The sequence below is a fragment of the Bradyrhizobium sp. JYMT SZCCT0428 genome (assembly GCF_018131075.1).
GTDB lineage: Bacteria > Pseudomonadota > Alphaproteobacteria > Rhizobiales > Xanthobacteraceae > Bradyrhizobium.
The window spans coordinates 38,625-62,526 of record NZ_JAFCLS010000038.1 but is presented as its reverse complement, the minus strand read 5'-3'; the positions used below and the strand labels follow the sequence as shown (position 1 = coordinate 62,526).

Sequence of the window (23,902 nt, the reverse complement as noted above, 5' to 3'; positions counted from 1 at the left end):
CATGCCCTGAAGCCGATGTATAAAATCTTACCCTTTAGGCCGATTTGTCGCAACTCGAACCCGCCGCACAAGCCGGTACCTTGGCGGGCATGGTCAACAGACCATAAAGAACGCGGTCGGGGCATAATTGCGGCTAAATTCAACGATTTGGCGAAAAATCGGCGATTCTGCGATCGGGCCTGCCGCTTTGGGCAGGGAATCGAGCCCGTTCAGCCCAGTTTGCGGCCGATATCGAGGAATTTCTGCCGCCGCTGCTTGCGCACCGCATCCGCATCGAGGTTGCGGAGGTCGTTGAAGGCCTGGGCAATGGCGTCGCCGGTGGCGGCGATGATGGCGGCGGGATCGCGATGGGCGCCGCCGGGGGGCTCTTTCAGGATCTGGTCGATGACGCCGAATCGCAGCATGTCCTGGGCGGTGATCTTCATGCTGGTGGCGGCTTCCTGGGCCTTGGTGCCGTCCCGCCACAGGATCGAGGACGCCGCTTCAGGCGAGATCACACTGTAGATCGCGTGCTCGAACATCAGCACGCGGTTGGCGGTGGTGATCGCAATCGCCCCGCCGGACATGCCCTCGCCGGTGATGATCGCGACATTGGGTACGCCGAGCGACAGGCAGGCGTCGGTGGACCGCGCGATGGCTTCCGCCTGTCCGCGTTCCTCGGCGCCGATGCCGGGATAGGCGCCGGCCGAATCAACGATCGACAGCACGGGGATGCCGAACCGGTCGGCCAGCTCCATCAGGCGAACGGCTTTGCGATAGCCTTCAGGGCGCGCCATGCCGAAATTGTGCTTGATGCGGCTTTCGGTGGTGGCGCCCTTTTCCTGGCCGACCACGCAGATGGCTTCGCCGCGGAAGCGGCCGAAGCCACCCATCAGCGCTTCATCCTCGCCGAACTTGCGGTCGCCCGCCATCGGCGTGAATTCCGTGATCAGCGAGTTGATGAAATCGGTGAAGTGCGGCCGCTGCGGATGGCGCGCCACCAGCGTCTTCTGCCACGGCGTCAGGCTGGCATAGAGGTCGGTCAGCGCCTGCGACGCCTTGTCCTCGATTCGCGCAATCTCATCGCCGATGTCGCTGCCGGTCGCGGCCAGCGCGCGCAACTCGTCGACCTTGGCCTCGAGTTCGGCGACGGGTTTTTCGAAGTCGAGGTAGCTGCGCATCTGATCCGGCATCAAACCAATATAGGGAGGAACTTAGCTGCGGGCGAAGTGGTTTCGTCTTTGAGAAAGAAGATTAGTCTCTTCAACGATTTAGCTGACGGTCTGGGCGGAGGCCCATGGCGGGTAGCGATAGCGTGAGGCTGTTTCGGGGGAGAAGGCGTCGAAGTCAAGGCGGATACTTGCTGGATACGCGGAAGTCTACTTCTCCGCCAGCGGATGCAGGTCACGCACCAGGCTCTTGAGCCGCTCCTCGACCACATGGGTATAGATCTGCGTGGTCGAAATATCGGTGTGGCCGAGCAGCGTTTGCACGATGCGCAGGTCGGCGCCGTTGTGCAGCAGGTGACTGGCGAAGGCGTGACGCAGCACATGCGGTGAGACCAGCCGCGGCGCCAGCCCCGAGGCGGATGCGAGCTCCTTGAGGTCGCGCGCGAAATGCTGTCGCGTCAGGTGTCCGCTTTCGCCGAAGGAGGGAAACAGCCATTTCGAGGCGGGAGCGTTTTTCTTCTTCTCGGGCTTCAGCGCTTCCATCGCGGCGAGATAATCGGCCATCGCCTGCCGCGACGCCTCGTTCAGCGGTACCAGCCGTTCCTTGTTGCCCTTGCCGCGCACCACGATCATGCGGGCGTCGCGGCGCGCCGCCGACAGCGGCAACGCCACCAGTTCGGAAACGCGCAGGCCGGTGGCGTAGAGCACTTCGAGCAGGCAATGCAGCCGCAGCGCGCGAAGCCGCTGCTGAGGCGAGGCGTCGGTTTCGGTGAGTTCCTTGGACCGCGTCAGCATGCGGTCGACATCCGCGATCGACAGTACCTTGGGCAGGCTGCGGCCGCGTTTTGGACCGGACAGAATCGCCGCGGGATCATCGCTGCGGATTCGTTCGTTGAGCAGGAAGCGGAACAGATGCCGCATCGCCGACAGCCGGCGCGCCACGCTGGACGATTTGAAGCCGCGCGTGTCGAGGTCGGCGAGATAATCGCGCAGCGTCTGGGTCTCGGCACCGGCAAAACTTTGGCCGGTACGGCCCAAAAATTCGGAAAAATCCGTAAGGTCGCGGCGATAGGCGTCGAGCGTATTGTCGCCCGCCCCCTGTTCCGCCGCGAGCATGTCGAGGAACAGGTTGGTCAGCTTTTGGTCTGAATTCGTCTTCGAGGTGGTCTTCGAAGTGGTCTTGGAAGTGTTCCTGGGGCCCATCCTTGAGACCATAGCGCCTATTTCTTGAGGAACTTATCCGGAGGGATCGTCACGATCATCTCCCGTGGCTTCGGATTGACGAAATTCGCCAGTGCGAAGACCACGCCATAGCCGATCCCGGCGATAATGCCGACCACCGTCAAAAAGCGGAACAGACTGGGCATCAGGGCGCCTTGAGGGCGGGCTTGAAAGTGACTTTGGGCCGCGAATTAACCATTGAAATCATCGGGGTTGGACGCGCCTGACTACCTACATGTTCCCCTTGGCGTTGCAAGAGTCTCTGGCATGGGTATCGGCGGGGGTAGTATAGGTGGCGCAGAAACGCGGAAAATCCGCTGATGACAGAGTTTGGGATGCCCGAGACCGCCTTACCGGCACCAGCAAGCACCCCCCAGGAGGCCGAGATCGCGGCGGCACTGGGGCGGCGTTCGGTCGTGCTCGTCGGTATGATGGGCGTCGGCAAATCCACCATTGGCCGCCGGCTGGCGGCCCGGCTGCGGCTGCCATTCCTCGATGCCGATATCGAGATCGAGGCGGCCCATGCCGGTGTGACCATCCCGGAGATATTCGCAACCCACGGCGAGCCCTATTTTCGCGACGGCGAAGCGCGCGTGATCGCCCGCCTGCTGGAGGGTGGGCCGGCGGTGATCGCGACCGGCGGTGGCGCCTTCATGCGCGAGGAAACCCGCAAGCGGATCGCCGACAAAGCGGTGTCGATCTGGCTTAAAGCGGACATCGACGTGATCATGAAGCGCGTCAAGCGTCGCGCCGACCGGCCGCTGCTGCAGACCGAGGATCCGGTCGCGACGGTCACCCGCCTGCTCGAAGCCCGCGAGCCGGTCTATCAGGGGGCTGATCTTACGATCCTGTCGCGCGACGTGCCGCATGACCGGATTGTCGATGAATGCCTGGACGCCTTGCGTGGCAGGCTGTGTGGCGTCGTCGCGCCGCCGGCCCAGGAGTCAACGATTAAAGAGTCAACGACGACAGTAACGGCTACAACGGACGGGATAAGCGCTACCTCATGACGGCACCCCTGAAACATTCCGATTCCATCACCGTCGACGTCGCGCTCGGCGACCGCGCCTATGACATCATCATCGGCCGCGACGTACTGCAGACTCTTGGCGCGCGCGTCGCCGCGCTGCGGCCGGGCGTACGGACCGCCATCGTCACCGACCGCACCGTTGCCAAGCACTGGCTCGAAGCGGCGCAAGCGTCGCTGGCCGCGGCCGGCATCCCGACGTCGCATGTCATCGTCGAGGAAGGCGAGGGGTCGAAAACCTACGCCGGACTGGAGAAGGTCTCCGAGGCGCTGATCGCAGCCAAAATCGAGCGCAACGACCTCGTGATCGCGCTCGGCGGCGGCGTCGTCGGCGATCTCGCCGGCTTCGCGGCGGCGATCCTGCGCCGCGGGGTCGATTTCGTGCAGGCGCCGACCTCGCTGCTGGCGCAGGTGGATTCTTCCGTCGGCGGCAAGACCGGCATCAACTCGCCGCAGGGAAAAAATCTGCTCGGCGCGTTTCATCAGCCGGTGCTTGTGATCGCCGATACCTCCGTCCTGGACTCGTTGTCGCCGCGCCAGTTCCGCTCCGGCTATGCCGAAGTCGCCAAATATGGCGTGCTCGGTGATGAAGCTTTCTTCGCCTGGCTCGAGACCAACCACTCCGGCATCTTCTCCGGCAGCGCGGCGCGCGAGCATGCGATTGCCACCTCGTGCCGCGCCAAGGCGGCGATCGTGTCGCGCGACGAGCGCGAAACCGGCGAACGCGCGCTGCTCAATCTCGGCCACACCTTTGGTCACGCGCTGGAGGCCGCAACCGGCTTTTCCGATCGCCTGTTCCATGGCGAGGGCGTTGCGGTCGGCATGGTGCTGGCGGCGGAGTTTTCCGCAAGCCTCGGCATGATCTCGCCAGCCGACGCCGCGCGCGTCGAGCGTCATCTGGCTTCGGTCGGCCTGCCGACCCGGTTGCAGGACATCGCCGGCTTCGCCCAGGAAGGGCTGGCGGATGCCGATACGCTGATGGCGCTGATGGCGCAGGACAAGAAGGTCAAGCGCGGCAAGCTCACCTTCATCCTGCTGGAGGCGGTGGGGCGCGCGGTGATCGCAAACGACGTCGAACCGGCATCGGTTCGCGCCTTCCTGCAACAGAAGCTGTCGGAATGAGAACGGGACTGTCAGGGCGCATCATGGAGCCGTCGCGCGGGCCTGGTGCCGTCGCGAGGCAGGCATGAGTTCGACCGCGTTCAACCTGCTGCTTGCGTTCCTGCTGCTCGCCGCCAACGCGTTCTACGTGGCGGCCGAGTTTGCGCTGGTGAAGAGCCGCGGGTTTCGCATCAGGGCGATGGTCGAGCAGGACCGGTTCGGCGCGCGCCTGCTGCACAGCATGATGGGCAACATCGAGGCCTATCTCGCGTGCTGTCAGCTCGGCATTACCATGGCCTCGCTTGGCCTCGGCTGGGTCGGCGAGCCCACCGTTTCGGCGCTGCTCGAGCCGTTGCTGATCCCGCTCGGAATGTCGCAAGCCACATTGCACTTCGTGTCGTTCACGGCGGGCTTTCTGGTGTTCTCCTCGCTGCATATCGTGATCGGCGAGCAGGTGCCGAAGACGCTGGCGATCCGGCAGCCGATGCCGGTTTCGCAATGGATCGCGTATCCGCTCTATTTGTCCTATCTGGTTTTCTGGCCGCTGAACTGGCTGCTCAACAGCGCGTCACGCGGAATCTTGCGCCTGCTCGGCGTGCAGGAATCCTCACAGCATGAGATCCTCACCGACTCCGAGATCGAGGGGCTGGTGGAGGAATCGGCCGTGCACGGCGGCATCGAAAGCGGCGAGGCCGAATACATCCACAATGTGTTCCGCTTTGGCGACCTTGCCGTGTCTGATGTCATGGTCCACCGCACCGCCATGGTGATGATCAATGCCGATCTGCCGCCGGACGAACTGGTGCGCGAGGTGCTGGCGACCGAATACACCCGCATCCCGCTGTGGCGCGAGAAACCTGAAAACATCATCGGCGTGCTGCACGCCAAGGATCTGCTGCGCGCGATCCGCGCCTCCGAGGGCGATACCTCGCGTATCAACGTTGCGGCCATCATGCTGCCGCCTTGGTTCGTGCCGGAGATGCGGCCTCTGTCCGAACAGCTCAAGGCGTTCCGCCGCCGCAAGACCCACTTCGCGCTCGTCGTCGACGAGTATGGCGAAGTCGAAGGCATGGTGACGCTGGAAGACGTTCTGGAGGAAATCGTCGGCGACATTTCCGATGAGCACGACGTGGTGGTGGCCGGCGTCCGCGCCCAGCCCGACGGCTCCGTGGTGGTCGATGGTTCGGTGCCGATCCGCGATCTCAACCGCGCCATGAACTGGCATCTGCCCGACGAGGAGGCGACCACGATCGCGGGTCTCGTCATTCACGAGGCGCGTTCGATCCCCGAGCGCGGCCAGAGTTTTACGTTCCACGGCTTCCGCTTCCGCGTGCTGCGCCGCGAGCGCAACCGCATCACCGCCTTGCGGATCGTGCCGGTGCCGCGCGAGGCCGAGGAACAGAAGCCGAGGCGGGCGGGTACGGCGTTTTAGAGCGTTACGCGGGGACCCGCGGTCAAGCCGGGATGGCGCGATTTCCGAGATAGTCATAGGCAATCGCCGCCTTGAAGTCGTCGATCCTGCCAATGATGAGCGCTCGATAATCTTCTGCGGAAATGGCGCGATCCGCTACCCGCGTCAGGCCGCGCGATACCGGGATCAGCAGGTCGCCTGGCGTACTGCCACGCAATGAGTGAATGGCCGCAGCATCGCCGCCTTGCGCGCCAAGGCCGGGCGCCAGGATGATCGAGCGGGGCAGCAACTGGCGCAGACGCCGGCCTTCATGCGGGACGGTCGCGCCCACCACGGCGCCCACCGCATTCAAACGGGAGGCGCTGTTGGCGTTGGCTCCCATCGCGGCAATGAGATCGGCGAGGCGGTCGGAAACAAGGCGATTGCCGGTCATCTTGTCCTGCAGCCAGCCAGCGCCGGGGTTTGATGTACGACAGAGCACGAAAAGTCCCTTGCCGAAGCGGTTCGCGCATTCCACGAAAGGTTCGAGCGTGTCCGGGCCCATCAAGGGATTGACGGTCAGGCAGTCGGCTTCGAAGTCGCCGCTGCCGCCGGCGGAAGCCGGGGTAAGATAGGCGCGGGCGTAGGCGGCGGCGGTGGCGCCGATATCGCCGCGCTTGGCGTCGAGAATGACGCCGATACCTGCGGCCTTAGCTTTCTTGATTCCGGAAGCGAGCGCGCTGAGGCCGGTCAATCCGCATGCTTCGAAATAAGCCGACTGGAATTTGACGAAGCCGATGCGCCCCTCGATGGATTCGATCGTGAAGTTGACGAACCGGTCGATCCAGCCGCTGTCGTGGCCGAAAAACTCCGGGATGTCGGAATGCGAAGGGTCGATGCCGGCGACGAGGTCGCCAAATCTGGCAACGTTGTGTTCGACCAGCTCAATCCATGAAGGAGCGTCCATCGATTGCCTTTCCGGAAGAAGATACCGTCACCGCAGCGTCCGAATAACATTCTCCGCGGGCCAAGGGGAATGAAGTTCGAGTTTCACACCGCTTATTGTCCCGGCACGAAGCCCTTTGCGGTTTCGTCGTATTCATTCCGCTTGGTGGCTGCGCATTATTGGAAAATCCTATTCAATATCGATCGCAACGCCGCTGAGCTTCCACGTCCCTTCGGATTCGATGAAGCCAAGTTGGTATTTCACCTGCTTTGGCGCCGTCTGGAAACGGCCTTTCAGTTTCAACACGCCTTGCTCGTCAATCCTGGCGTCCTCGTCGGGAATCATTTTTTGCGCCACCACGGCGTCGAACACGGCGTGCTTCTCGACCAGGTCCTTGAACACGGCCCGCAGCTTGTCCGGCGGGAACTGCTCGCGAAACGGTTTTGAGATCTTGGCGTGGAGGACGGTGAAATTGTCAGCGGCGACCGCGTCGTTCAGCGTCACCAGGATGCTTTTCACCAGCACCTCCTGAGCGGCGGGACCGGGCATGTCGAGCGCGAAAGCCTTGATGGGACACGTGGCCATCAACGCCGCAACGGCTGCCGCCAACCCCTGATGTGCCCAATAGCGCATCGGACGACCCCATCACATGGCGATGGCATCCGGGGTTCAGTCCGACCCCGCGTTCTCATGGAAACCGCACCACCGCGCGACTGATTGTCTCACAAAGATGAATGCGCTGCCACCGTCCTTGGCCGATCTTCGCTTCGCCATGGCGTGCGCTCAGGCCAGATAGCGGATCGCTTCCGCGAGCAACCGTTCCGGCGGCTCCGCCGAGGTATCCAGCGTCAGCCTTGCATCGGTCCACGCCTCGTATTCGGCGCGCCGTTGTTCGACCCTGGCCCAGTCGACCTCGGCCATCCCGTCGATATTGCGGATACGGGCGTCGATTCGGCGGCGGTGGATCGCCGAGTCGACGCAGATGCATTCGATGATCTTCAAATCCGCGCGATATTTTGCCGCAAGCTTTCGCCACGCCGCGCGCGGGGCCTCGACCGGATTGACGGCGTCGATCAGGACGGAATGATCCAGCCGCAATTGTTCTGCTGCCAGGGCTTGTGCGACCTCATAGGCCGCGATCCCCGTTTGATCCCGCAAGAGGCCGCCGCGCCACATCGCCGCCTCGATCGGATCGACCGACAATAGCGGCAGCGAAAAGTGCCGCGAAAGCCCTTCCGCCAGCGTGCTCTTCCCGGAACCGGGAAGCCCGGCCAAAATAATGAGCTTCAGCGTGGTCATCGGACGCTTATATCTGTGGCAGGGGCGATATAATCAGCGGCCCGTAGTTTCCCCGGGTGCCTGCGCCTTGATCGCCAGCGCGTGCACGGACCCCTTCAGTTCCGCCTCGAGCGTCGCATTGACCATGCGATGGCGTTCGATCCGGCTCTTCCCTTCGAAGGCCGGCGACACAATATATACCCGGAAATGCGTCTCGCCGCCCGGCCTGTGGCCGGCATGGCCCTCATGCAGATGTGATTCGTCCGTCACGTCGAGGCTTTCGGGTGCGAAAGTTTCACGCAACTTGTTTATGATATCGTCCTTGGTGCTCATGACGGCGGCATTACGTCCGGGACCGTTTTTCGTCAATGCCAGATCGGAACAGAGGTATTCGCAATGTCAAGACTTGAAGCCTTGGGCATTGCGTAGTCAAAGTCAGCCATGCCAATCGATTCATCCAAATTCTTCGACTCCATTCGCATCAAGCCCAACAAGCTGAGCGCGAAGCAGCAGGCTGCGGCGCGCGAAGAATCCGCCATGTGCGAATGGCCGGAGTGCAAGAACAAGGGCCCGCACCGCGCGCCCAAGGGCCGCGAGAACTCGAAAGAGTACTGGCACTTCTGTCTCAACCACGTCCGCGAATACAATCAGGGCTACAATTTCTTCCAGGGCATGAGCGCCGACTCAGTCGCGCGCTACCAGAAGGATGCGCTGACCGGCCATCGCCCGACCTGGAAGATGGGCGCCAATGGCGGCAAGAAGGGCAAGGCCGGCGCCGAGCCCGATATCGACGCCGCTTCCGATCCGTTCAGCATGTTCTCGGAGCTCAACGGCCGCGGCCGTTGGCGGCCTGGTCCGGGAGGCGCTGCCGGCGAGACCAAGCCCGAAACCCGAAAAGTGATGAACGCCGAGCGCAAGGCGCTGCAGGTGATGGGTCTCGGCCCCGATGCGACGCTGGAAACGGTGAAGGCAAAATACAAGCTGCTGGTGAAGCAGCACCATCCCGACGCCAATGGCGGCGACCGCTCCACCGAGGATCGCCTGATCGAGATCATCAAGGCGTATAATTATCTCAAGACCGTCGTGCGCGGCGCGTGAGCCGTCGTCCCTGCGAACGCAGGGACCCATACGCCGTGGCCGTGCGTTACGGCGGCGCTGGCCGATACCTTCTTTAAACAATAACCCCTTGTGGTTATGGGTCCCTGCGTTCGCAGGGACGACAGCGGAGATAATGGCTCCGCTGTTGCCCTCCAAACTCGCCCTCTCACCCCGGCATCGGGCCGATATACGCCGAACTCGGCCGGATCAGCCGCCCGGTGCGCTGTTGCTCGCGGGCGTGCGCGGTCCATCCGGCGGCGCGCGCCACCGCAAAGATCGGCGTAAATGCCTGGCGCGGGATTTTCAGCGCGTCGAGCAGGATCGCGGTGAAAAACTCCACATTGGTGTCGAGCGGACGGTCCGGATTTTTCCGCTTCAGCGCATCACGGATATAGGCCTCGACCTCGCCCGCAAACGGCAGATCCATGCCGCCGCCGGCGAGCCGCTCGATCGCGCCCTTGAGCACGTCGGCGCGGGGATCGCGCACCCGATAGACGCGGTGACCAAAGCCCATCAGCCGCTCGCCGCGCGCCAGTGCGCTGTCGACCCACGGCTTGATGCGTTCGCTCGAGCCGATGGCGTCGAGCATTTCCAGCACCGGCTCCGGTGCGCCGCCATGCAGCGGCCCCGTCAGCGCGCAATAGCCGCCCGTCACCGCCGCAAACAGATCGGCATGGGTCGAGGCAATGACGCGCGTCGTGAACGTCGAGGCGTTCATGCCGTGGTCGCACACCGTGACGAAATAAGCATCGAGCGCCGCCGCTTCGCGCGCGTCGGGCTTGCGGCCGAGCATCATCGACAGCGTGTCGGCGGCATGGCTCGCGGTCGGATCGGGCTGCACGGGATCATTGCCTTTGGCGCGCTGCACCAGCGCGCCTGCGATGACAGGAAATGCGCCGACAATGGTGGCCTCGTGCGTCAGTCCCGCTTCCGCGCGCAGCCCCGCGATGGCTGCGCGGAAACCATCGACGATCGACAGGCCTCGCGTGATTCCGAGCAGTTCCGGCAGCCGGGCGAAGGCGCGTTCGCGACCCGCGCCAAGTGCGGCACGCACCGCGGCCTCGCCGACCGGCTGGCCGGTACCGCCGCTCCAGAGCCGGGCGGTCACGCCCTCGAACCCGGTCTTGCGGGCCAGTTCGCCGACGCGCTCGCCGGCAATGATCAGTTCGCCGTGCTCGCCATCGACATGGCTCAGCACGGTTTCGGCGGCGGGGACGCCATCGAGGCCGATCGGGGTCTTTGAAAGCTGCATGTTCATGATGGATCTCCTTTGTGCACCGCAAAGGTCGGTCCTCTCGACAGATTGATCAATCTTGATTATGTAAATCAATATGAAAAAATCCGCCGGCCTTTATCTCTCGGCCCGCGAGGCCTCCGCCGAACTCGCGATCTCGCAGGCGACGCTCTACGCCTATGTCAGCCGCGGCCTGATCCGCTCCGAGCCGTCGGCCGATTCGCGCAGCCATCGCTACCGGGCCGAGGACGTCCGCACGCTCAAGGAGCGGCGGGCGCCGGCGCCCGAGCCGCGCGGGATGCGCAGTTTCGATGCGGATTTGCCTGTCATGGATTCGGCGATCGCGACCATCACCGAGGACGGCCCGATTTATCGCGGCGTGAACTGCGTCGACCTCGCCGAGCGCGATACGCTCGAACACGCCGCGACGCTGTTGTGGGACGTCACCGGCGTCGATCCGTTCGCTCCGGACAATTGCCCGTCGATCTCGGATGAAATGCGCGCGGTGGCCGAGGCCACCCGCGGCGCCAACGCGATCGATCGCGCCATTGCGGTGCTGGCGCTCGCGGCCGTTGCCGATCCGCGCGCCTTTACCCGCGCGCCCGAGGGACGCGCGATGGTCGGCGGCCGCATCCTGCGTCTGGTGGTCGCGACCATGCTGAACGCGAAGACATCGCCGCAGCCGTTGCACCTGCAGATCGCCAGGGCATGGGCGCCCGATCACAAGCACGCCGCCGATCTGATCCGCCGCGTGCTGGTGCTGCTGGCGGATCATGAATTGAACGCCTCGACCTTCACCGTGCGCTGCGCGGCGTCGACCGGCCTAAACCTCTATGACGCGATGATCGCAGGCCTCGTTGCCCTGAAAGGTCCCAAGCACGGCGGCGCCGGCGTGCTGGCGGCGCAGTTGCTCAAGACGCTGGCCAAGGGCGACGTCGCGCCCCTGATTCGCGAACGGGTGGCGCTGGGCGAACGTTTCGCGGGCTTCGGCCATGGTGTCTACAAATTCGGAGATCCCCGCGCGCAGGCCTTGCTGGAGGCTTTGGCGCGCTCGGGCGCAGAGCGCAAACTGACCCACGAAATCCCGGAACGCATTGCGGAAGCGACCGGCGAATTCGTCAATATCGACTATGCGCTGGCGGTGCTCGTGCACACGCTGGGCCTGCCGCCGGGCCATGAGTTGGTGCTGTTTTCGATGGCCCGCACGGTCGGATGGATCGCGCATGCGAGCGAACAATTGCGCCAGGAGCGGCTGATCCGCCCGCGTGCGCGCTATGTCGGCCCCGCCCCGGGACGCGCCCGGCTTACTTGACCGGCCTGGCCGGCTCGATCACGCCGCCGCCCTGGCGCCGGCGGATGATCCAGATCACAAGCGCCGCAACCAGTGCACCGCCCAGCACCGCCAGCATCCAGAGATGCTTGGCCGTGCCGTGATGATGCGGCAGCCCGAAATATTCGTGCAATGCCGAGACCGCGAATACGCCCGGCAGCACATGGGCCATCGCCCAGACCAGGATGGCCGGAATATTCACGCCGTAAAACCGTAGCGGCGGCATGCCCAGCGCGCCCGCCGTGACCGGCACGAAGGCGCGGATCGGCGGCACAAAGCGCGCAAAGAACACCGCAAGCGCGCCACGGCTTTGGAAGAAGGCTTCGCTCTGCGCCACCACGGCGGGGTAGTTCTTCAGCGGCCAGACACTGAGAATCTCGCGCTGCGAGCGATGGCCGACCCAGAACGCGGTGCCGTCGCCGAGTGCGGCCCCGGCAATCGCCGCCGCCAGCACCGCCCACAATTTCAGTTCGCCGCCCGGGACCAGCGCGCTCAAGGCGAGGATGATGGTTGATCCCGGCACCAGCGAGCCGATCACCGGAACGGCTTCCAGCAGGGCGGCGAGGAACAGCGTCAGGTAGGCAAGCCCCGGATGGGCCGAGACAAAAGCGATCAGAGGATCGAGGAAGGAGGCCACAAAATTCCCGATGCGGTCGCGTGGTTTGCCTGATGGCCCAGACCTAACAACTCGCCAGGGGGCCGGGAAGGGCCGTCCCTAGGCACGCCGGTTCCGGGGCGGCTGGCCCGGCCGCCGGGCAAAAGTACGGCGTGATTCGCAGAGCTGCCCTCCAAAAATCGAGTTCAGTGCCTATCTCAATGATAAGGCAGCGGAACTTTCATTGCGTCGCGGGCTTCTGCCGGCCGTTGCTCTCTGCTAGGTTCGCAGCCAGCACCCATCCGCAGCCATTCAACAAATCTGGTTTCGGGAACGCCCGGGACCTCGGAGGATTGATGACGACCGCCGCCATGACCAAAACTCAAGAGCCCGTCGGTATCCCCGATATGAAGGTATCGGTGCGGCAGGTTTTCGGGATCGATACCGATCTTGAAGTGCCGGCCTATTCCGAAGTCGACCCGCACGTGCCGGAAGTCGATTCGGATTACCGCTTCGATCGCGCCACCACGCTCGCGGTTCTTGCCGGCTTCGCCCACAACCGCCGCGTCATGGTCACCGGCTATCATGGCACCGGTAAATCGACCCATATCGAGCAGGTCGCCGCGCGGCTGAATTGGCCCTGCGTGCGCGTCAACCTCGACAGCCATATCAGCCGTATCGATCTGGTCGGCAAGGACTCCATCGTCGTGCGTGACGGCAAGCAGGTCACGGAATTCCGCGACGGCATTCTGCCCTGGGCGCTGCAGCACAACATCGCGCTGGTGTTCGACGAATACGACGCCGGCCGTCCCGACGTGATGTTCGTGATCCAGCGCGTGCTGGAAGTCTCCGGCCGCCTGACGCTGCTCGACCAGAACAAGGTGATCAAGCCACACCCGTCGTTCCGCCTGTTCTCGACCGCCAACACGGTCGGTCTCGGCGATACGTCGGGCCTCTATCACGGCACCCAGCAGATCAACCAGGGTCAGATGGACCGTTGGTCGATCGTCACCACGCTGAATTACCTGGCACATGACGAGGAAGTCGAAATCGTGCTCGCCAAGGCGAAGCACTATCGCACGCAGGAAGGCCGCGACATCGTCAACAAGATGGTGCGGCTCGCCGATCTCACCCGTAACGCGTTCGCCAATGGCGACCTCTCGACGGTGATGAGCCCGCGTACGGTGATCACCTGGGCAGAGAACGCCGACATCTTCTCCGATATCGGCTTTGCGTTCCGCGTCACCTTCCTCAACAAGTGTGACGAGCTGGAACGGCCGCTGGTGGCTGAATTCTATCAGCGCTGCTTCAATGCGGAGCTGGCCGAGAGTTCGGTCAACGTGGCGCTCAGCTAGCCCATGCCAACCATTTCCGTCGAGCGCACCATTGGAAAGACCAAGAAGGCGGTGCTCGGCGGATTGATCGGCTACAACACCGAGAAGATGGGGAAGCAGAAATACAAGCGCCTCGCCATCTCGTTGCGCGAAGGCGACAAGATCGTCGGCGGGATTGTCGGTGAGGTCTGGACCACGGTGCTGTTCATACAGCTCTTCTGGATGGAGCAGAAACTCCGCGGCAAGGATTTTGGAACAAAGCTGATCAAGGCGATTGAAGACGAAGCGAGACGGTTTGGGGCCACGCGGTCCTATCTCGATACGATGAGTTTTCAGGCGCCGGGTTTCTACCGCGCCTGCGGCTATGAGGAATTCGGTTCGATCGAAGGTTATCCTGAAGGCGTGACGCGCCATTGGTTCACGAAAGCGCTATGAGCACATCCAACTCCAAATTCCGCACTGGATCCAAGGAAGCGCCGACCGAGCCGTTCAAGCGCGCGGTGACGTCGTGCCTGCGCGCGATCGCAAGAGCCCCCGAACTCGAAGTGACGTTCGCGGCCGAACGTCCGGGCCTTGCGCCGGGCAAGGCCCGGCTGCCCGAACCCGCGCGCAAGATGACGAAACGCGATGCCGCGATCGTGCGCGGCCATGCCGATTCGATCGCGCTGAAACTCGCCTGTCACGATCCTAAGGTCCACCGCAAGCTGATGCCGGGCAATCCGCAGGCGCGCGGCGTGTTCGAGGCGGTCGAGCAGGCGCGTGTCGAAGCGATCGGCTCGCGGCGGATGGCCGGTGTCGCGAAAAACCTCACCGCGATGCTCGACGATCATTTCCATCGCGGCAAATTCGACGAGATCACCGACCGCGCCGACGCGCCGCTGTCGGATGCGCTGGCGATGCTGGTGCGCGAACGGCTGACCGGCATGGCGCCGCCGACGGCGGCAAAGAAGATGGTCGACCTCTGGCGTCCGGTGCTGGAAGACAAGATCGGCGCGCGCCTCGATCAGTTGAGCCGCGTTACCGAGGACCAGGCCAAGTTCGGCGACCTCGTACACGATCTGCTGTCGGCGCTCGACCTTGGCGACGACCGCAACGCTGATGCCGATGACGACGAGAACAACGAGGAGAATCAGGACGGCGAGAACGACCAGTCCGGCGCCGAAGGTTCGCCCGACTCTGACGCCGCACAGGAAATGAGCGCCGATCAGGCCCAGGCCTCGACCGACGAGATGTCGGAGAGCGCGATGGAAAGCGCGCAGGCTTCCACGTCAGATACGTTCGATGATGGCGAGCTCGGCGACGACGAGACCCCGGGCGAGGCGACGCGGCCGAATTCTCGCGGCGCCAACGAACCGCGCGGGCCGGAATATCACGCCTTCGCGCCGAAGTTCGACGAGGTGATCGCGGCCGAGGATCTCTGCGACCATGACGAACTGGAACGGCTGCGCAGCTATCTCGATAAACAGCTTGCGCATCTGCAGGGCATCGTCGCCCGGCTCGCCAACCGGCTGCAGCGCCGCCTGATGGCGCAGCAGAACCGCGCCTGGGAGTTCGATCTTGAGGAAGGCATCCTCGACCCGGCGCGGCTGTCGCGCGTGGTCACCGATCCCTATCACCCGCTCTCGTTCATGCACGAGAAGGAAGCGACCTTCCGCGACACCGTGGTGACGCTGCTTCTCGACAATTCCGGTTCGATGCGCGGCCGTCCCATTACGGTGGCGGCGACCTGTGCGGACATTCTGGCGCGGACGCTGGAGCGTTGCGGCGTCAAGGTCGAGATCCTCGGCTTCACCACGCGCGCCTGGAAGGGCGGGCAATCCCGCGAGGCGTGGCTTGCCGCCGGCAAGCCGGCCAATCCCGGCCGGCTGAACGATTTGCGTCACATCATCTACAAATCCGCCGATGCCCCCTGGCGCCGCGCGCGGAAAAATCTCGGGCTGATGATGCGCGAGGGGCTTTTGAAGGAAAATATCGACGGCGAGGCGCTGGATTGGGCGCACAAGCGCCTGCTCGGACGTCCCGAGCAGCGCAAGATCCTGATGATGATTTCCGACGGCGCGCCGGTCGACGATTCCACCCTGTCGGTCAATCCGGGCAATTACCTCGAACGGCATCTGCGCCACATCATCGAGGAGATCGAGACCCGTTCGCCGGTCGAACTGATCGCGATCGGTATCGGTCACGACGTCACGCGGTATTATCGCCGTGCGGTTACCATCGTCGATGCCGAGGAACTCGGCGGCGCCATCACCGAAAAGCTTGCCGAGCTCTTCAGCGAGACCCACGGCGCCGCGCCCACGACAACGCGCCGGCCACGCCGTCTGCATTCCTGAGAGTATGCGCGCACCGGTGAGCCGCCGTCGCTTTCTGACAACTGCAGCGGCGGGGCTCTCGGCCGTGGCGCTGCCGGCCATCGCGCATGCGCAGACCGCAGTTCAGCGGCCGCCGAAGCCGGCAATCCCGGATGAATATTCGGTCACCGCGCCGGTCTCGATCGAGGTCAATGCAAGGCCGCTACCGTCGTTCGATACCCGCGACCGCTCACATGTGCGGTTTGGCTCGCTGGAATACCGCAGCGGGTTGATTCTGACCTCGCGGTTTCGCGGCTTCGGCGGCCTGTCGGGGCTGCGGCTCGATGCCAAGGGCGAGCGCTTCATCGCCATCAGCGACAAGGGCGGCTGGTTTACCGGCCGCATCGTCTACAAGGGCCGCGAGATGACCGGCCTCGACGATGTCGAAGCGTCGCCGATACTCGGTCCCGATGGCAAGCCGATCACCGCGCGCGGTTGGTACGATACCGAGGCGATCGCACTCGATGGTTCTTACGTTTATGTCAGCCTGGAACGCGTCAATCAGATACTGCGGTTCGATTTCGCCAAGGGTTTTACGCGCTCGCTCGGCGAGCCGCTGCCGTTGCCGCCGGCGGCGCGCAAGCTGCCGTTCAACAAGGGGCTCGAGGCGCTGGTGATGGTGCCGAAGGGCTTTGCCCTGGCGGGGACGCTGGTCGCGATCTCCGAGCGCGGCCTCGACGCCGACGGTAACATCATGGCCTTCCTGATCGGCGGCAAGACGCCCGGCCAGTTCAGCATCCGCCGCACCGAGAATTTCGACGTCAGCGACGCGGTGTTGTTGCCCTCGGGGCAGCTGTTGTTGCTGGAGCGCAAATTTTCCATGCTCGGCGGCATCGGCGTCCGGATCCGGCGCATCGCGCCCAACTCGATCGCCCCCGGCGCTGTGATCGATGGTCCCACGATCTTCAACGCCGATCTCGGCAGTGAGATCGACAATCTGGAAGGCATCGACGCCCATGTGACCGACGAGGGCGATACGGTGCTGACGCTGATCTCCGACGACAATTTCTCGATGATCCAGCGCAATCTGCTGCTGCAGTTCACGCTGGTGGATTGAGGCAGGCGGGGAGTAGCGCTGCTTGCGGAACGGTTCTTGCAGCGATGCGGGCAGTGAAACCGGAGCATTTGATGACCAGGTCCATTCGCGTAGTTTTCATTCTTTCGATCGTTTTCTCTGGTTTCGCTGCGCAGGCGGAAACCTGGCCCACCCGGATGATCAAGGCGACCATCCCCTTTGGCGCGGGCAGCGCGGCCGACGTCGTGCCGCGGCTGCTGTTCGATCGCCTGGCGGTTGAGCTTGGCCAGCCGATCGTGATCGAGAATCGCGCCGGCGCGGGCGGCACGGTCGGGTCGGGCCTGGTGGCGAAGGCTGATCCGGACGGCTACAGCATTCTCTCCAATTCCAACGCGTTGACGATCGCACCGGCGATCTTTCCGAATCTGGCCTTCGATGCCGCGCGCGACCTCGCCTCGGTGCTGATGATCGGCTCCACCGCCAATGTGATGATCGTGCCGAATTCGCGTCCGTGGAAAACCATCGGGGATTTCATCGCGGACGCCAAGGCGAAGCCCGGATCGATCTCCTACGGTTCGGTCGGCATCGGCAGCGCGGTCCATATCAGTTCCGAAAAATTCCGCCTCGCCGCCGGCTTCGAGGCCACCCACATTCCCTATCGCGGCGGCGGCGAGGTGATCGCCGATATCCTTGGCGGCCGGATCGACTTCTATTTCTGTCCGCTGGCGACCGCGCTGCCGTTGATCCAGCAGGGCCAGGTGCGCGCGCTCGTGGTGTCGACGGCCAAACGCGCCACCGAGCTACCCGATGTGCCGAGCCCGGTCGATGTCGGATTGAAGGATGCCGACAGCGCGATCTGGTTTGGCGTCTTGGTGCCGTCGAAGACGCCGCGCGAGATCGTCGACAAATTGCATGCGGCGGGCACCAAGGTGCTGGCTGATCCGGTGACGCAGGAGGGCCTGAAAAAGCTCGCCATCGAGCCGATGCCGATGACCCCCGGCGAGATGGACGCACTCCTCAAGCGCGAGATCGCGGCCAATTTTGAGCTGATCAAGGCCGCCGGAATCAAACCGTAAGGGGAGGGTTGCGCCGGCGGCGGGTTGAGGGGAAGGGGGCGGCTCGCTACAGAGGAGGCCAGCATGCTTTCCCCCGGTCCGGATATCCCCCAGGAATCCCCATGAGCAACCTGTTTTCCCCGATCCAGCTGCGTGGCCTGAAGCTCGCCAACCGCATCATGGTGGCGCCGATGTGCCAGTATTCCTCTGATGATGGCGACGCCAATGACTGGCACTTCACGCACATCAACTCGCTGGCGCTGTCGGGCGCCTCGATCTTCTGCATCGAGGCAACGGCGGTCGAGGCGATCGGCCGGATCACGCCGGGCTGCCTCGGCCTCTACAATGACGCCAACGAGGCGGCGCTGAAGCCGATCCTGGCCTCGGTGCGCAAGCGCTCCAAGGCTGCCGTGATGATCCAGCTCGCCCACGCCGGCCGCAAGGCGTCGAGCCACACGCCGTGGGACGGCGGCCAGCTGATCCCGGTTTCCGAAGGCGGCTGGCAGGCGGAAGGGCCGTCGGCGATTGCGCACAAGGAGAGCGAGACGCCGCCAAAGGCGTTCGACGCCGCGGGTCTTGTCCGCGTGCGCGATGCGTTCGTTGCTGCCACCAGGCGCGCCGAGCGGCTCGGCATCGACGCCATCGAGGTGCACAGCGCCCATGGCTATCTGCTGCATCAATTCCTGTCGCCGATTTCCAACCAGCGCACCGATCAATATGGCGGGTCGCTGGAGAATCGCATGCGCTTTCCGCTCGAAGTGTTCGACGCAGTGCGCGCGGCGTTTCCGCACGACAAGCCGGTAGGCTTGCGGCTTTCCTCGACCGACTGGGTCGAGGGCGGCTGGGATCTGGCGCAGACCATCGAATATGCCAAGGCGTTGAAGCAGCGCGGCGTCGACTGGATCGACGCGTCGTCGGGCGGCGTTTCGCCGTTGCAAAAAATTCCGCTCGGCCCCGGCTATCAGGTGCGGTTCGCGGAGGCCATCAAGCAGGCGACCGGCCTCACGACGATTGCGGTCGGACTGATCACCGAAGCCAGACAGGCCGAGGAGATCGTGGCCTCCGGCAAGGCCGACATGGTCGCGCTGGCCCGCGGCATGCTCTACGACCCGCGCTGGGGCTGGCACGCCGCCGCCGAACTCGGCGGCGAAGTGTTTGCACCGCCGCAATATTGGCGCTCGCAACCCTCGACGCAAAAGGCGCTGTTCGGCGCCACCACGTTCGGCACGCGGTAAGCGACTCTTCGCAATGTCATTCCGGGATGGTGCGCTAGCACCAGACCTCAGATGCGCAATGCGCATCGGGGAATCTCGAGATTCCGGGTTCGATGCTTCGCATCGCCCCAGAATGACGATGACGCCGCGCGAATTTCTGCCTGACGAATTCGTCATATCTCGGCCACACGCCCGGCGTGCTATGCTCTCGCTTGCGCGCGACAGACGCGTTTTGAAAAAACAGCGAGAGGACGCCCCATGGAGATCGGATATTTCACGATGCCGTCCCATCCGCCGGAGTGCGGGTTGAAGGAGGGTCACGACTGGGACTTGCAGACGCTACGATGGCTCGATGAGCTCGGCTATCAGGAAGCCTGGATCGGCGAACACCACACCGCGCCCTGGGAGCCGCACCCCTCGCCCGATTTGATCCTCGCGCAGGCGTTTCTGCAGACCAAAAATATCCGCCTCGGCCCCGGCGGTTTCCTGCTGCCCTATCACCACCCCGCCGAACTCGCCAACCGCGTCGCGATGCTCGACCATCTCTCCGGCGGCCGATTGAACTTCGGCGTCGCCGCGTCGGGCCTGCCGAGCGACTGGGCGATGTTCAACGTCGACGGCATGTCCGGCCAGAACCGCGACATGACCCGCGAGGCGCTGGAGATCATCCTCAAAATGTGGACCGAGGACGCGCCGTGGTCGCACCAGGGCAAGTTTTGGACCGTGAACAAGCCCGACGTGATGTTCGACTTCCTCAAGCCCCACCTCAAGCCGCTGCAGGCGCCGCATCCGCCGATCGGCGTCGCCGGCCTCTCCAAGGGATCGGATACGCTCAAGCTCGCCGGCGAGCGCGGCTATATCCCGATGAGCCTCAACCTCAACCCGGCCTATGTCGGCAGCCACTGGGAATCGGTGGAGATCGGCGCCGCCAAGACCGGCCGCAAGCCGAACCGGCAGGACTGGCGGCTGGTGCGCGAGGTGTTCATCGCCGATACCGACGAGGAGGCCTGGCGGCTGTCGGTCGGCGACATGATGGGCCGGATGATGACCGAGTATTTTCTCCCCCTGCTCGGGCATTTCGGTTTCAAGGACTACCTCAAGCACGCGCCCGACGTGCCTGACTCGGATGTCACCGCCGACTATTGCGCGAAGCGCAACTGGATCGTCGGCTCGCCTGCAACCTGCGCCGAGAAGATCGAGAAGATCTATCACGAGGTCGGCGGCTTCGGCACGCTGCTGGTCTTTGGCTTCGACTACAAGCACAAGCCGGAAGCGTGGCACCATTCGCTGCGCCTGCTGAAGCAGGAAGTGATGCCGCGGCTGAAGCACCTCGACGCGAGTCTCATTCGCGCGGCGTGACGATTGTCATTCCGGGGCGATGCGTAGCATCGAACTTTGGTGCGCAATTGCGCACCTGAGAATCTCGAGATCCCCCGGTGCGCAATTGCGCACCTGGGGTCTGGTCCTTCGGACCATCCCGGGATGACGGATGCGCTTTGGCGCATCCCTCAGTTTACCCCCGGTGCATCGGTCGCCTTCACCTGCCAGAACCGCAGCATGCGCTGTGCGTTGTCCAGCGTCAGCTTGGCGTATTGCGATTTGGCCTGCGCCAGTTCGTGCGGGCCCATATTCCCTGATGCAAAACGGCTGTCGAGCACGGCGGCGACGGTCTCCCAGCTCAGCCCCGCAACGCGGCAGGGAACCAGCAGGCCTTCGTCGCGCAGGCTCTGCATCAGCGGGCGGATGACGTCGATGCCGGAGCGCGACAATTCGGCGAGTGCTGCCACCGTCTCCTCGTATTTGCGCTGCCTGGCAAAACTCATCAGCGCGCCTTCGTTGAGCTGGCCGTTCTTGGCGAGCAGCGTCACGTAGCGCTTGGCGGAGGCAAAATCGCGCACGCGGGACATTTCGCGGCTGGCGCCGTCGGCGGCGGCCGCGATCGCGCCGCGGATTTCCTCGAACAGATGCGGCGGCGCGCGCGACAGCAGCCGCGTGCGCACGGCTTCAGTGGCGTCGCGCAGCAATTGCCGCCTGATATGCGCCGGCAGGTCGACGCGGATGCCGGTCTCGACCGCAAGCTCCGGATCGTGTTCGGCCTGCGCCAGCAGCACCGCAAAACCATTCGTGGAAACCTTGGCGCCGGGATTGGCGACGAGCTTGCGGCTGACGCTCGGATAATGCCGCGCCAGCAGCGCGTCGGTGACGATCTCGGCGAGCCACCAGCGGCCGGATATTGCCAGGAGATGCGCCTCGCTCTTGCTCTGCGCGAGCTCGACCAGATCCTCCGCGGACAGCCGCGCGGATTCGGTCAGCACGGGCGCCGCGACCGAAATATCCTCGTTGTGGGCGAGGCGGCGGATCACGGCATGCGGCGCCTGCTTCACCGACGCGAGCTGGTTGCTCATTTCGGCGAGCGCGATGCGCGCGCTGACGTCGGCGATGGCGCGCAGCTCGATGGTCCTGATCAGCCGTTCGAGCACGTCGCCGAACAGCTCGATCTGTTCGCCATTGAAGCCGTCGGCCGAGGTCAGGAACAGGTCCGTGACGCGGCGAAAGGTCTCGAGGTGTTTTTGCGCCGAGCCGGCCTTGATGGCCGCCTCGACCTCATCGGCGATGGATTGTTCTAGCATCGCTCGTCCTGAGCGTTCGAAGCCAATTCTGGCACAGGCGAAAAGGGTATGGTGAATAGCTGAACAGTCGGTAAAATTCGGGATGTTGGGCCGGCCTCTCACCGTCATTGCGAGCGAAGCGAAGCAATCCATTGGGCGAGCTACTCAGTGAAACTACGGAGATTTGGGCCGCCGCGTTTGGCGGCGCACTGATGGTGAAGGTGGGGTAGGATTTTTGCACTGCTGTCATTGCGAGCCCAACTCCGTTCCCTCCCCCGCAAGGGGGGAGGGAGCCGACCGTCCGTGCGGCGCGAGTGGTGGCAAACACACCTCTACATTCCCGCGGCAGGTTTCGCCCGGGTTGTTCAAATCGTTCGCCCCCGAAAATCCAGAGGGCGCAGGGAATGCCGGATGCGCGCTGCACCCGCGGTCTCATGTGCGTTCTGTGCTAAAAAAGCGGCACATGAGCATACAGGGCAGCGGAGAACATCCGACATTCCCTGCGCAGTGGCTTTACGGCTTATGACGCGCTCTCCCCGGTGAGACGGCCTCTATTGCCACCGTCACCCCTCGGAAGCGTTAGCTTCCTCAGAGCTTGACGCCGTTACGGGCGCCAGGACCACACGCTTTCACCGTACGCCTCAGCCGCGACCGTCAATCGCAACGTCAGCGTCCACCGCATCCCCGTCCCTCGTCATGACGACGGCCGACGCCCCTCTGAGTGGGACGGGATGACTACTGATGTGCAGGTGATTTGGGGTGGAAGGGAAGAGGATTATTTTTGATTTTCGGAAATTTTGGGCTTGACATGATTTCCGTAAAACAGAAGTGATCTGCCCGTCGGGTCAATTTGCCGCGGCAAAACGTCATTGCGAGGAGCGCAAACGACGAAGCAATCCATAGCCGCTATGCCGCGCCATGGATTGCTTCGCTTCGCTCGCAATGACGCCGATCGAGCCGCCCGAACGGTCGCTCCCTCCCCCCTTGCGGGGTCGAGACGAGCGAAGCTCGCTCTTAGGGCGGGGGAGAGGGGTGGCGTCATCGGCGGTGTCTGATGGATTGCTGTCGTCTCGCCATCGCACGCGCGGATAGGGAAAGCGTCACACCGGCAGTCCCGCTGCCGCCACCCCTCTCCCTAACCCTCCCCCGCAAGGGGGGAGGGAACGCGCCTTTCACTTGGCGCGCGTTCGGGCTCACACCTCCGCCGGCATCTCCACCGCTTCCGCCTTCACCGGCATCGGCCAGGTCTCGTATTTCTCCGGCAAATTCACCGGCCGATAATCCTTCACCTCGGCCATCCGCTTCACCACCGACTCATGCACAACCGCGCCCTCCCGAATCACCCTTGGCTCCGCATCCGGAATGTAGAACCCGAAATACACCTGCCGCTTCGGCCACTCCCGGTACTTCGCGCTCTTCGGCAGGAATTCGAGAATCCACCATGCGCCAACAAGCGAATTGTGCACCTCGCCGCGCACATCAGGCGCGACATAGGAGAACGGGCTGTTCTTGCGCTGATAGCCCCAGGCGAGCTGGTTGACGTTGGCGTGGTTGAACCTGAGGCCGGCTTTCTCGGCCTCGTCGATCATCCAGAGCAGCGGATATTTGGAGAGGCCGGATTGCTTTTCGGGATAGCCGCCGCCGATATCGGCATGCACGCCTGAAAACCAAACCTGCAGGATATCCTGCGGCGCGTTCTTGATGTCGTTGAAGCGGACCGGCTTGTAGGTCTGCGGCGCGTCCCACTTCTTCAGGCGGAACATGCAGCGCCGCTCGTCGATCGAGATCGCCTGGCGGAAAATCTGCACGCTCGGGTTCTGCAGCGTCCAGGCCAGTTCCTCCAGGCTCGGGAGATAGAACCGGTCGGGCCGCGGCACGATGACGCTCGCCACCGTATCCCAGACGCCGACGAAGCGGATGACGGGCCAGCGCGCCGAGGTGATACTCGCTATGATC

Annotated in this window: 22 protein-coding genes and 1 pseudogene; 12 read left to right on the top strand and 11 right to left on the bottom strand. The window is 63.9% G+C overall.

Going from position 1 to position 23,902, the window contains the following annotated elements; translation table 11 throughout:
• Window positions 1–209: 209 nt before the first annotated feature.
• The 3 genes from JQ575_RS31385 to JQ575_RS31375 form a co-directional block, all read right to left on the bottom strand.
• The gene (locus JQ575_RS31385) at window positions 210–1,172 is read right to left on the bottom strand and encodes an acetyl-CoA carboxylase carboxyltransferase subunit alpha (protein WP_212037048.1); all 963 of its coding nucleotides are present in this window, start codon (window positions 1,170–1,172) and stop codon (window positions 210–212) included.
• Between the two features lie 186 nt (window positions 1,173–1,358).
• A complete protein-coding gene (gene xerD / locus JQ575_RS31380) occupies window positions 1,359–2,351 on the bottom strand; it encodes a site-specific tyrosine recombinase XerD (protein ID WP_212037063.1) in 993 nt (330 codons plus the stop codon).
• 17 nt (window positions 2,352–2,368) lie between these two features.
• Window positions 2,369–2,515, bottom strand: a complete 147-nt coding sequence (locus JQ575_RS31375) for a histidine kinase (protein WP_209839018.1) — start codon at window positions 2,513–2,515, stop codon at window positions 2,369–2,371.
• 189 nt (window positions 2,516–2,704) lie between these two features.
• Between JQ575_RS31375 and JQ575_RS31370 the strand changes: the two genes are divergently transcribed.
• The 3 genes from JQ575_RS31370 (at window position 2,705) to JQ575_RS31360 (ending at window position 5,929) form a co-directional block, all read left to right on the top strand.
• Window positions 2,705–3,379: a shikimate kinase gene (locus JQ575_RS31370; protein WP_212037047.1), complete on the top strand. Its 675-nt coding sequence runs from the start codon at window positions 2,705–2,707 to the stop codon at window positions 3,377–3,379.
• Window positions 3,376–4,518, top strand: a complete 1,143-nt coding sequence (gene aroB, locus JQ575_RS31365) for a 3-dehydroquinate synthase (RefSeq protein WP_212037046.1) — start codon at window positions 3,376–3,378, stop codon at window positions 4,516–4,518. Before JQ575_RS31370 ends, aroB begins: the two co-directional genes overlap by 4 nt.
• A gap of 64 nt (window positions 4,519–4,582) precedes the next feature.
• Window positions 4,583–5,929 (top strand): hemolysin family protein, encoded by a 1,347-nt coding sequence (locus tag JQ575_RS31360; RefSeq protein WP_212037045.1) that lies wholly within the window; start codon window positions 4,583–4,585, stop codon window positions 5,927–5,929.
• A gap of 22 nt (window positions 5,930–5,951) precedes the next feature.
• Here JQ575_RS31360 and pyrF read toward each other — a convergent pair whose 3' ends face one another.
• The 4 genes from pyrF to JQ575_RS31340 form a co-directional block, all read right to left on the bottom strand.
• Complete coding sequence (pyrF, locus tag JQ575_RS31355) at window positions 5,952–6,854, bottom strand: orotidine-5'-phosphate decarboxylase (RefSeq protein WP_212037044.1); 903 nt, start codon at window positions 6,852–6,854, stop codon at window positions 5,952–5,954.
• Window positions 6,855–7,022: 168 nt separating this feature from the next.
• Window positions 7,023–7,418: a hypothetical protein gene (locus JQ575_RS31350; RefSeq protein ID WP_249167011.1), complete on the bottom strand. Its 396-nt coding sequence runs from the start codon at window positions 7,416–7,418 to the stop codon at window positions 7,023–7,025.
• Window positions 7,419–7,616: 198 nt separating this feature from the next.
• Window positions 7,617–8,132: an AAA family ATPase gene (locus JQ575_RS31345; protein WP_212037043.1), complete on the bottom strand. Its 516-nt coding sequence runs from the start codon at window positions 8,130–8,132 to the stop codon at window positions 7,617–7,619.
• A gap of 33 nt (window positions 8,133–8,165) precedes the next feature.
• Window positions 8,166–8,444 carry a BolA family transcriptional regulator gene (locus JQ575_RS31340; protein WP_212037042.1) on the bottom strand — a complete coding sequence of 93 codons (279 nt, stop codon included), beginning with the start codon at window positions 8,442–8,444 and terminating at the stop codon, window positions 8,166–8,168.
• Between the two features lie 108 nt (window positions 8,445–8,552).
• Between JQ575_RS31340 and JQ575_RS31335 the strand changes: the two genes are divergently transcribed.
• Window positions 8,553–9,209 carry a J domain-containing protein gene (locus tag JQ575_RS31335; RefSeq protein WP_212037041.1) on the top strand — a complete coding sequence of 219 codons (657 nt, stop codon included), beginning with the start codon at window positions 8,553–8,555 and terminating at the stop codon, window positions 9,207–9,209.
• A gap of 166 nt (window positions 9,210–9,375) precedes the next feature.
• On the opposite strand, the gene JQ575_RS31330 is transcribed toward JQ575_RS31335, so the two are convergent.
• Window positions 9,376–10,467, bottom strand: a complete 1,092-nt coding sequence (locus JQ575_RS31330; RefSeq protein WP_212037040.1) for a citrate synthase/methylcitrate synthase — start codon at window positions 10,465–10,467, stop codon at window positions 9,376–9,378.
• Between the two features lie 73 nt (window positions 10,468–10,540).
• On the opposite strand from JQ575_RS31330, the gene JQ575_RS31325 reads away from it, so the two are divergent.
• Window positions 10,541–11,755, top strand: a complete 1,215-nt coding sequence (locus JQ575_RS31325) for a citrate synthase family protein (RefSeq protein ID WP_212037039.1) — start codon at window positions 10,541–10,543, stop codon at window positions 11,753–11,755.
• On the opposite strand, the gene JQ575_RS31320 is transcribed toward JQ575_RS31325, so the two are convergent.
• On the bottom strand, window positions 11,748–12,410 hold the full coding sequence (locus JQ575_RS31320; RefSeq protein WP_212037038.1) for a DedA family protein: 663 nt from the start codon (window positions 12,408–12,410) through the stop codon (window positions 11,748–11,750). The genes JQ575_RS31325 and JQ575_RS31320 overlap by 8 nt on opposite strands.
• Window positions 12,411–12,724: 314 nt before the next feature.
• Between JQ575_RS31320 and cobS the strand changes: the two genes are divergently transcribed.
• The 7 genes from cobS to JQ575_RS31285 all read left to right on the top strand — a co-directional run bounded on the left by cobS (window position 12,725) and on the right by JQ575_RS31285 (window position 20,696).
• A complete protein-coding gene (gene cobS, locus JQ575_RS31315; RefSeq protein WP_192736484.1) occupies window positions 12,725–13,723 on the top strand; it encodes a cobaltochelatase subunit CobS in 999 nt (332 codons plus the stop codon).
• A 3-nt stretch (window positions 13,724–13,726) separates the two neighbouring features.
• The gene (locus tag JQ575_RS31310) at window positions 13,727–14,137 is read left to right on the top strand and encodes a GNAT family N-acetyltransferase (RefSeq protein ID WP_212037037.1); all 411 of its coding nucleotides are present in this window, start codon (window positions 13,727–13,729) and stop codon (window positions 14,135–14,137) included.
• On the top strand, window positions 14,134–16,035 hold the full coding sequence (gene cobT / locus JQ575_RS31305) for a cobaltochelatase subunit CobT (protein WP_192736486.1): 1,902 nt from the start codon (window positions 14,134–14,136) through the stop codon (window positions 16,033–16,035). The genes JQ575_RS31310 and cobT overlap by 4 nt, the downstream gene beginning before the upstream one ends.
• 4 nt (window positions 16,036–16,039) lie before the next feature.
• Window positions 16,040–17,110: an esterase-like activity of phytase family protein gene (locus tag JQ575_RS31300; protein ID WP_212037036.1), complete on the top strand. Its 1,071-nt coding sequence runs from the start codon at window positions 16,040–16,042 to the stop codon at window positions 17,108–17,110.
• A gap of 71 nt (window positions 17,111–17,181) precedes the next feature.
• Window positions 17,182–18,144 carry a tripartite tricarboxylate transporter substrate binding protein gene (locus JQ575_RS31295; RefSeq protein ID WP_212037035.1) on the top strand — a complete coding sequence of 321 codons (963 nt, stop codon included), beginning with the start codon at window positions 17,182–17,184 and terminating at the stop codon, window positions 18,142–18,144.
• Window positions 18,145–18,245: 101 nt separating this feature from the next.
• On the top strand, window positions 18,246–19,358 hold the full coding sequence (locus tag JQ575_RS31290) for an NADH:flavin oxidoreductase/NADH oxidase (RefSeq protein ID WP_212037034.1): 1,113 nt from the start codon (window positions 18,246–18,248) through the stop codon (window positions 19,356–19,358).
• Window positions 19,359–19,595: 237 nt separating this feature from the next.
• Window positions 19,596–20,696: an LLM class flavin-dependent oxidoreductase gene (locus tag JQ575_RS31285; protein ID WP_212037033.1), complete on the top strand. Its 1,101-nt coding sequence runs from the start codon at window positions 19,596–19,598 to the stop codon at window positions 20,694–20,696.
• A gap of 149 nt (window positions 20,697–20,845) precedes the next feature.
• Here JQ575_RS31285 and JQ575_RS31280 read toward each other — a convergent pair whose 3' ends face one another.
• The gene (locus tag JQ575_RS31280) at window positions 20,846–21,967 is read right to left on the bottom strand and encodes a DUF2336 domain-containing protein (protein ID WP_212037032.1); all 1,122 of its coding nucleotides are present in this window, start codon (window positions 21,965–21,967) and stop codon (window positions 20,846–20,848) included.
• Window positions 21,968–23,139: 1,172 nt separating this feature from the next.
• A pseudogene (locus JQ575_RS31275) lies at window positions 23,140–23,895 on the bottom strand (phospholipase effector Tle1 domain-containing protein); the annotation flags it as partial.
• Between the last annotated feature and the right edge of the window lie 7 nt (window positions 23,896–23,902).

What these genes read in the sequence shown, in the direction of transcription:
- JQ575_RS31385 (WP_212037048.1), bottom strand. Translation starts at nt 1,172, where the DNA reads ATGCCGGATCAGATGCGCAGCTACCTCGACTTCGAAAAACCCGTCGCC.
- xerD (WP_212037063.1), bottom strand. Translation starts at nt 2,351, where the DNA reads ATGGGCCCCAGGAACACTTCCAAGACCACTTCGAAGACCACCTCGAAG.
- JQ575_RS31375 (WP_209839018.1), bottom strand. Translation starts at nt 2,515, where the DNA reads ATGCCCAGTCTGTTCCGCTTTTTGACGGTGGTCGGCATTATCGCCGGG.
- JQ575_RS31370 (WP_212037047.1), top strand. Translation starts at nt 2,705, where the DNA reads ATGCCCGAGACCGCCTTACCGGCACCAGCAAGCACCCCCCAGGAGGCC.
- aroB (WP_212037046.1), top strand. Translation starts at nt 3,376, where the DNA reads ATGACGGCACCCCTGAAACATTCCGATTCCATCACCGTCGACGTCGCG.
- JQ575_RS31360 (WP_212037045.1), top strand. Translation starts at nt 4,583, where the DNA reads ATGAGTTCGACCGCGTTCAACCTGCTGCTTGCGTTCCTGCTGCTCGCC.
- pyrF (WP_212037044.1), bottom strand. Translation starts at nt 6,854, where the DNA reads ATGGACGCTCCTTCATGGATTGAGCTGGTCGAACACAACGTTGCCAGA.
- JQ575_RS31350 (WP_249167011.1), bottom strand. Translation starts at nt 7,418, where the DNA reads ATGGCCACGTGTCCCATCAAGGCTTTCGCGCTCGACATGCCCGGTCCC.
- JQ575_RS31345 (WP_212037043.1), bottom strand. Translation starts at nt 8,132, where the DNA reads ATGACCACGCTGAAGCTCATTATTTTGGCCGGGCTTCCCGGTTCCGGG.
- JQ575_RS31340 (WP_212037042.1), bottom strand. Translation starts at nt 8,444, where the DNA reads ATGAGCACCAAGGACGATATCATAAACAAGTTGCGTGAAACTTTCGCA.
- JQ575_RS31335 (WP_212037041.1), top strand. Translation starts at nt 8,553, where the DNA reads ATGCCAATCGATTCATCCAAATTCTTCGACTCCATTCGCATCAAGCCC.
- JQ575_RS31330 (WP_212037040.1), bottom strand. Translation starts at nt 10,467, where the DNA reads ATGAACATGCAGCTTTCAAAGACCCCGATCGGCCTCGATGGCGTCCCC.
- JQ575_RS31325 (WP_212037039.1), top strand. Translation starts at nt 10,541, where the DNA reads ATGAAAAAATCCGCCGGCCTTTATCTCTCGGCCCGCGAGGCCTCCGCC.
- cobS (WP_192736484.1), top strand. Translation starts at nt 12,725, where the DNA reads ATGACGACCGCCGCCATGACCAAAACTCAAGAGCCCGTCGGTATCCCC.
- JQ575_RS31310 (WP_212037037.1), top strand. Translation starts at nt 13,727, where the DNA reads ATGCCAACCATTTCCGTCGAGCGCACCATTGGAAAGACCAAGAAGGCG.
- cobT (WP_192736486.1), top strand. Translation starts at nt 14,134, where the DNA reads ATGAGCACATCCAACTCCAAATTCCGCACTGGATCCAAGGAAGCGCCG.
- JQ575_RS31300 (WP_212037036.1), top strand. Translation starts at nt 16,040, where the DNA reads ATGCGCGCACCGGTGAGCCGCCGTCGCTTTCTGACAACTGCAGCGGCG.
- JQ575_RS31295 (WP_212037035.1), top strand. Translation starts at nt 17,182, where the DNA reads ATGACCAGGTCCATTCGCGTAGTTTTCATTCTTTCGATCGTTTTCTCT.
- JQ575_RS31290 (WP_212037034.1), top strand. Translation starts at nt 18,246, where the DNA reads ATGAGCAACCTGTTTTCCCCGATCCAGCTGCGTGGCCTGAAGCTCGCC.
- JQ575_RS31285 (WP_212037033.1), top strand. Translation starts at nt 19,596, where the DNA reads ATGGAGATCGGATATTTCACGATGCCGTCCCATCCGCCGGAGTGCGGG.
- JQ575_RS31280 (WP_212037032.1), bottom strand. Translation starts at nt 21,967, where the DNA reads ATGCTAGAACAATCCATCGCCGATGAGGTCGAGGCGGCCATCAAGGCC.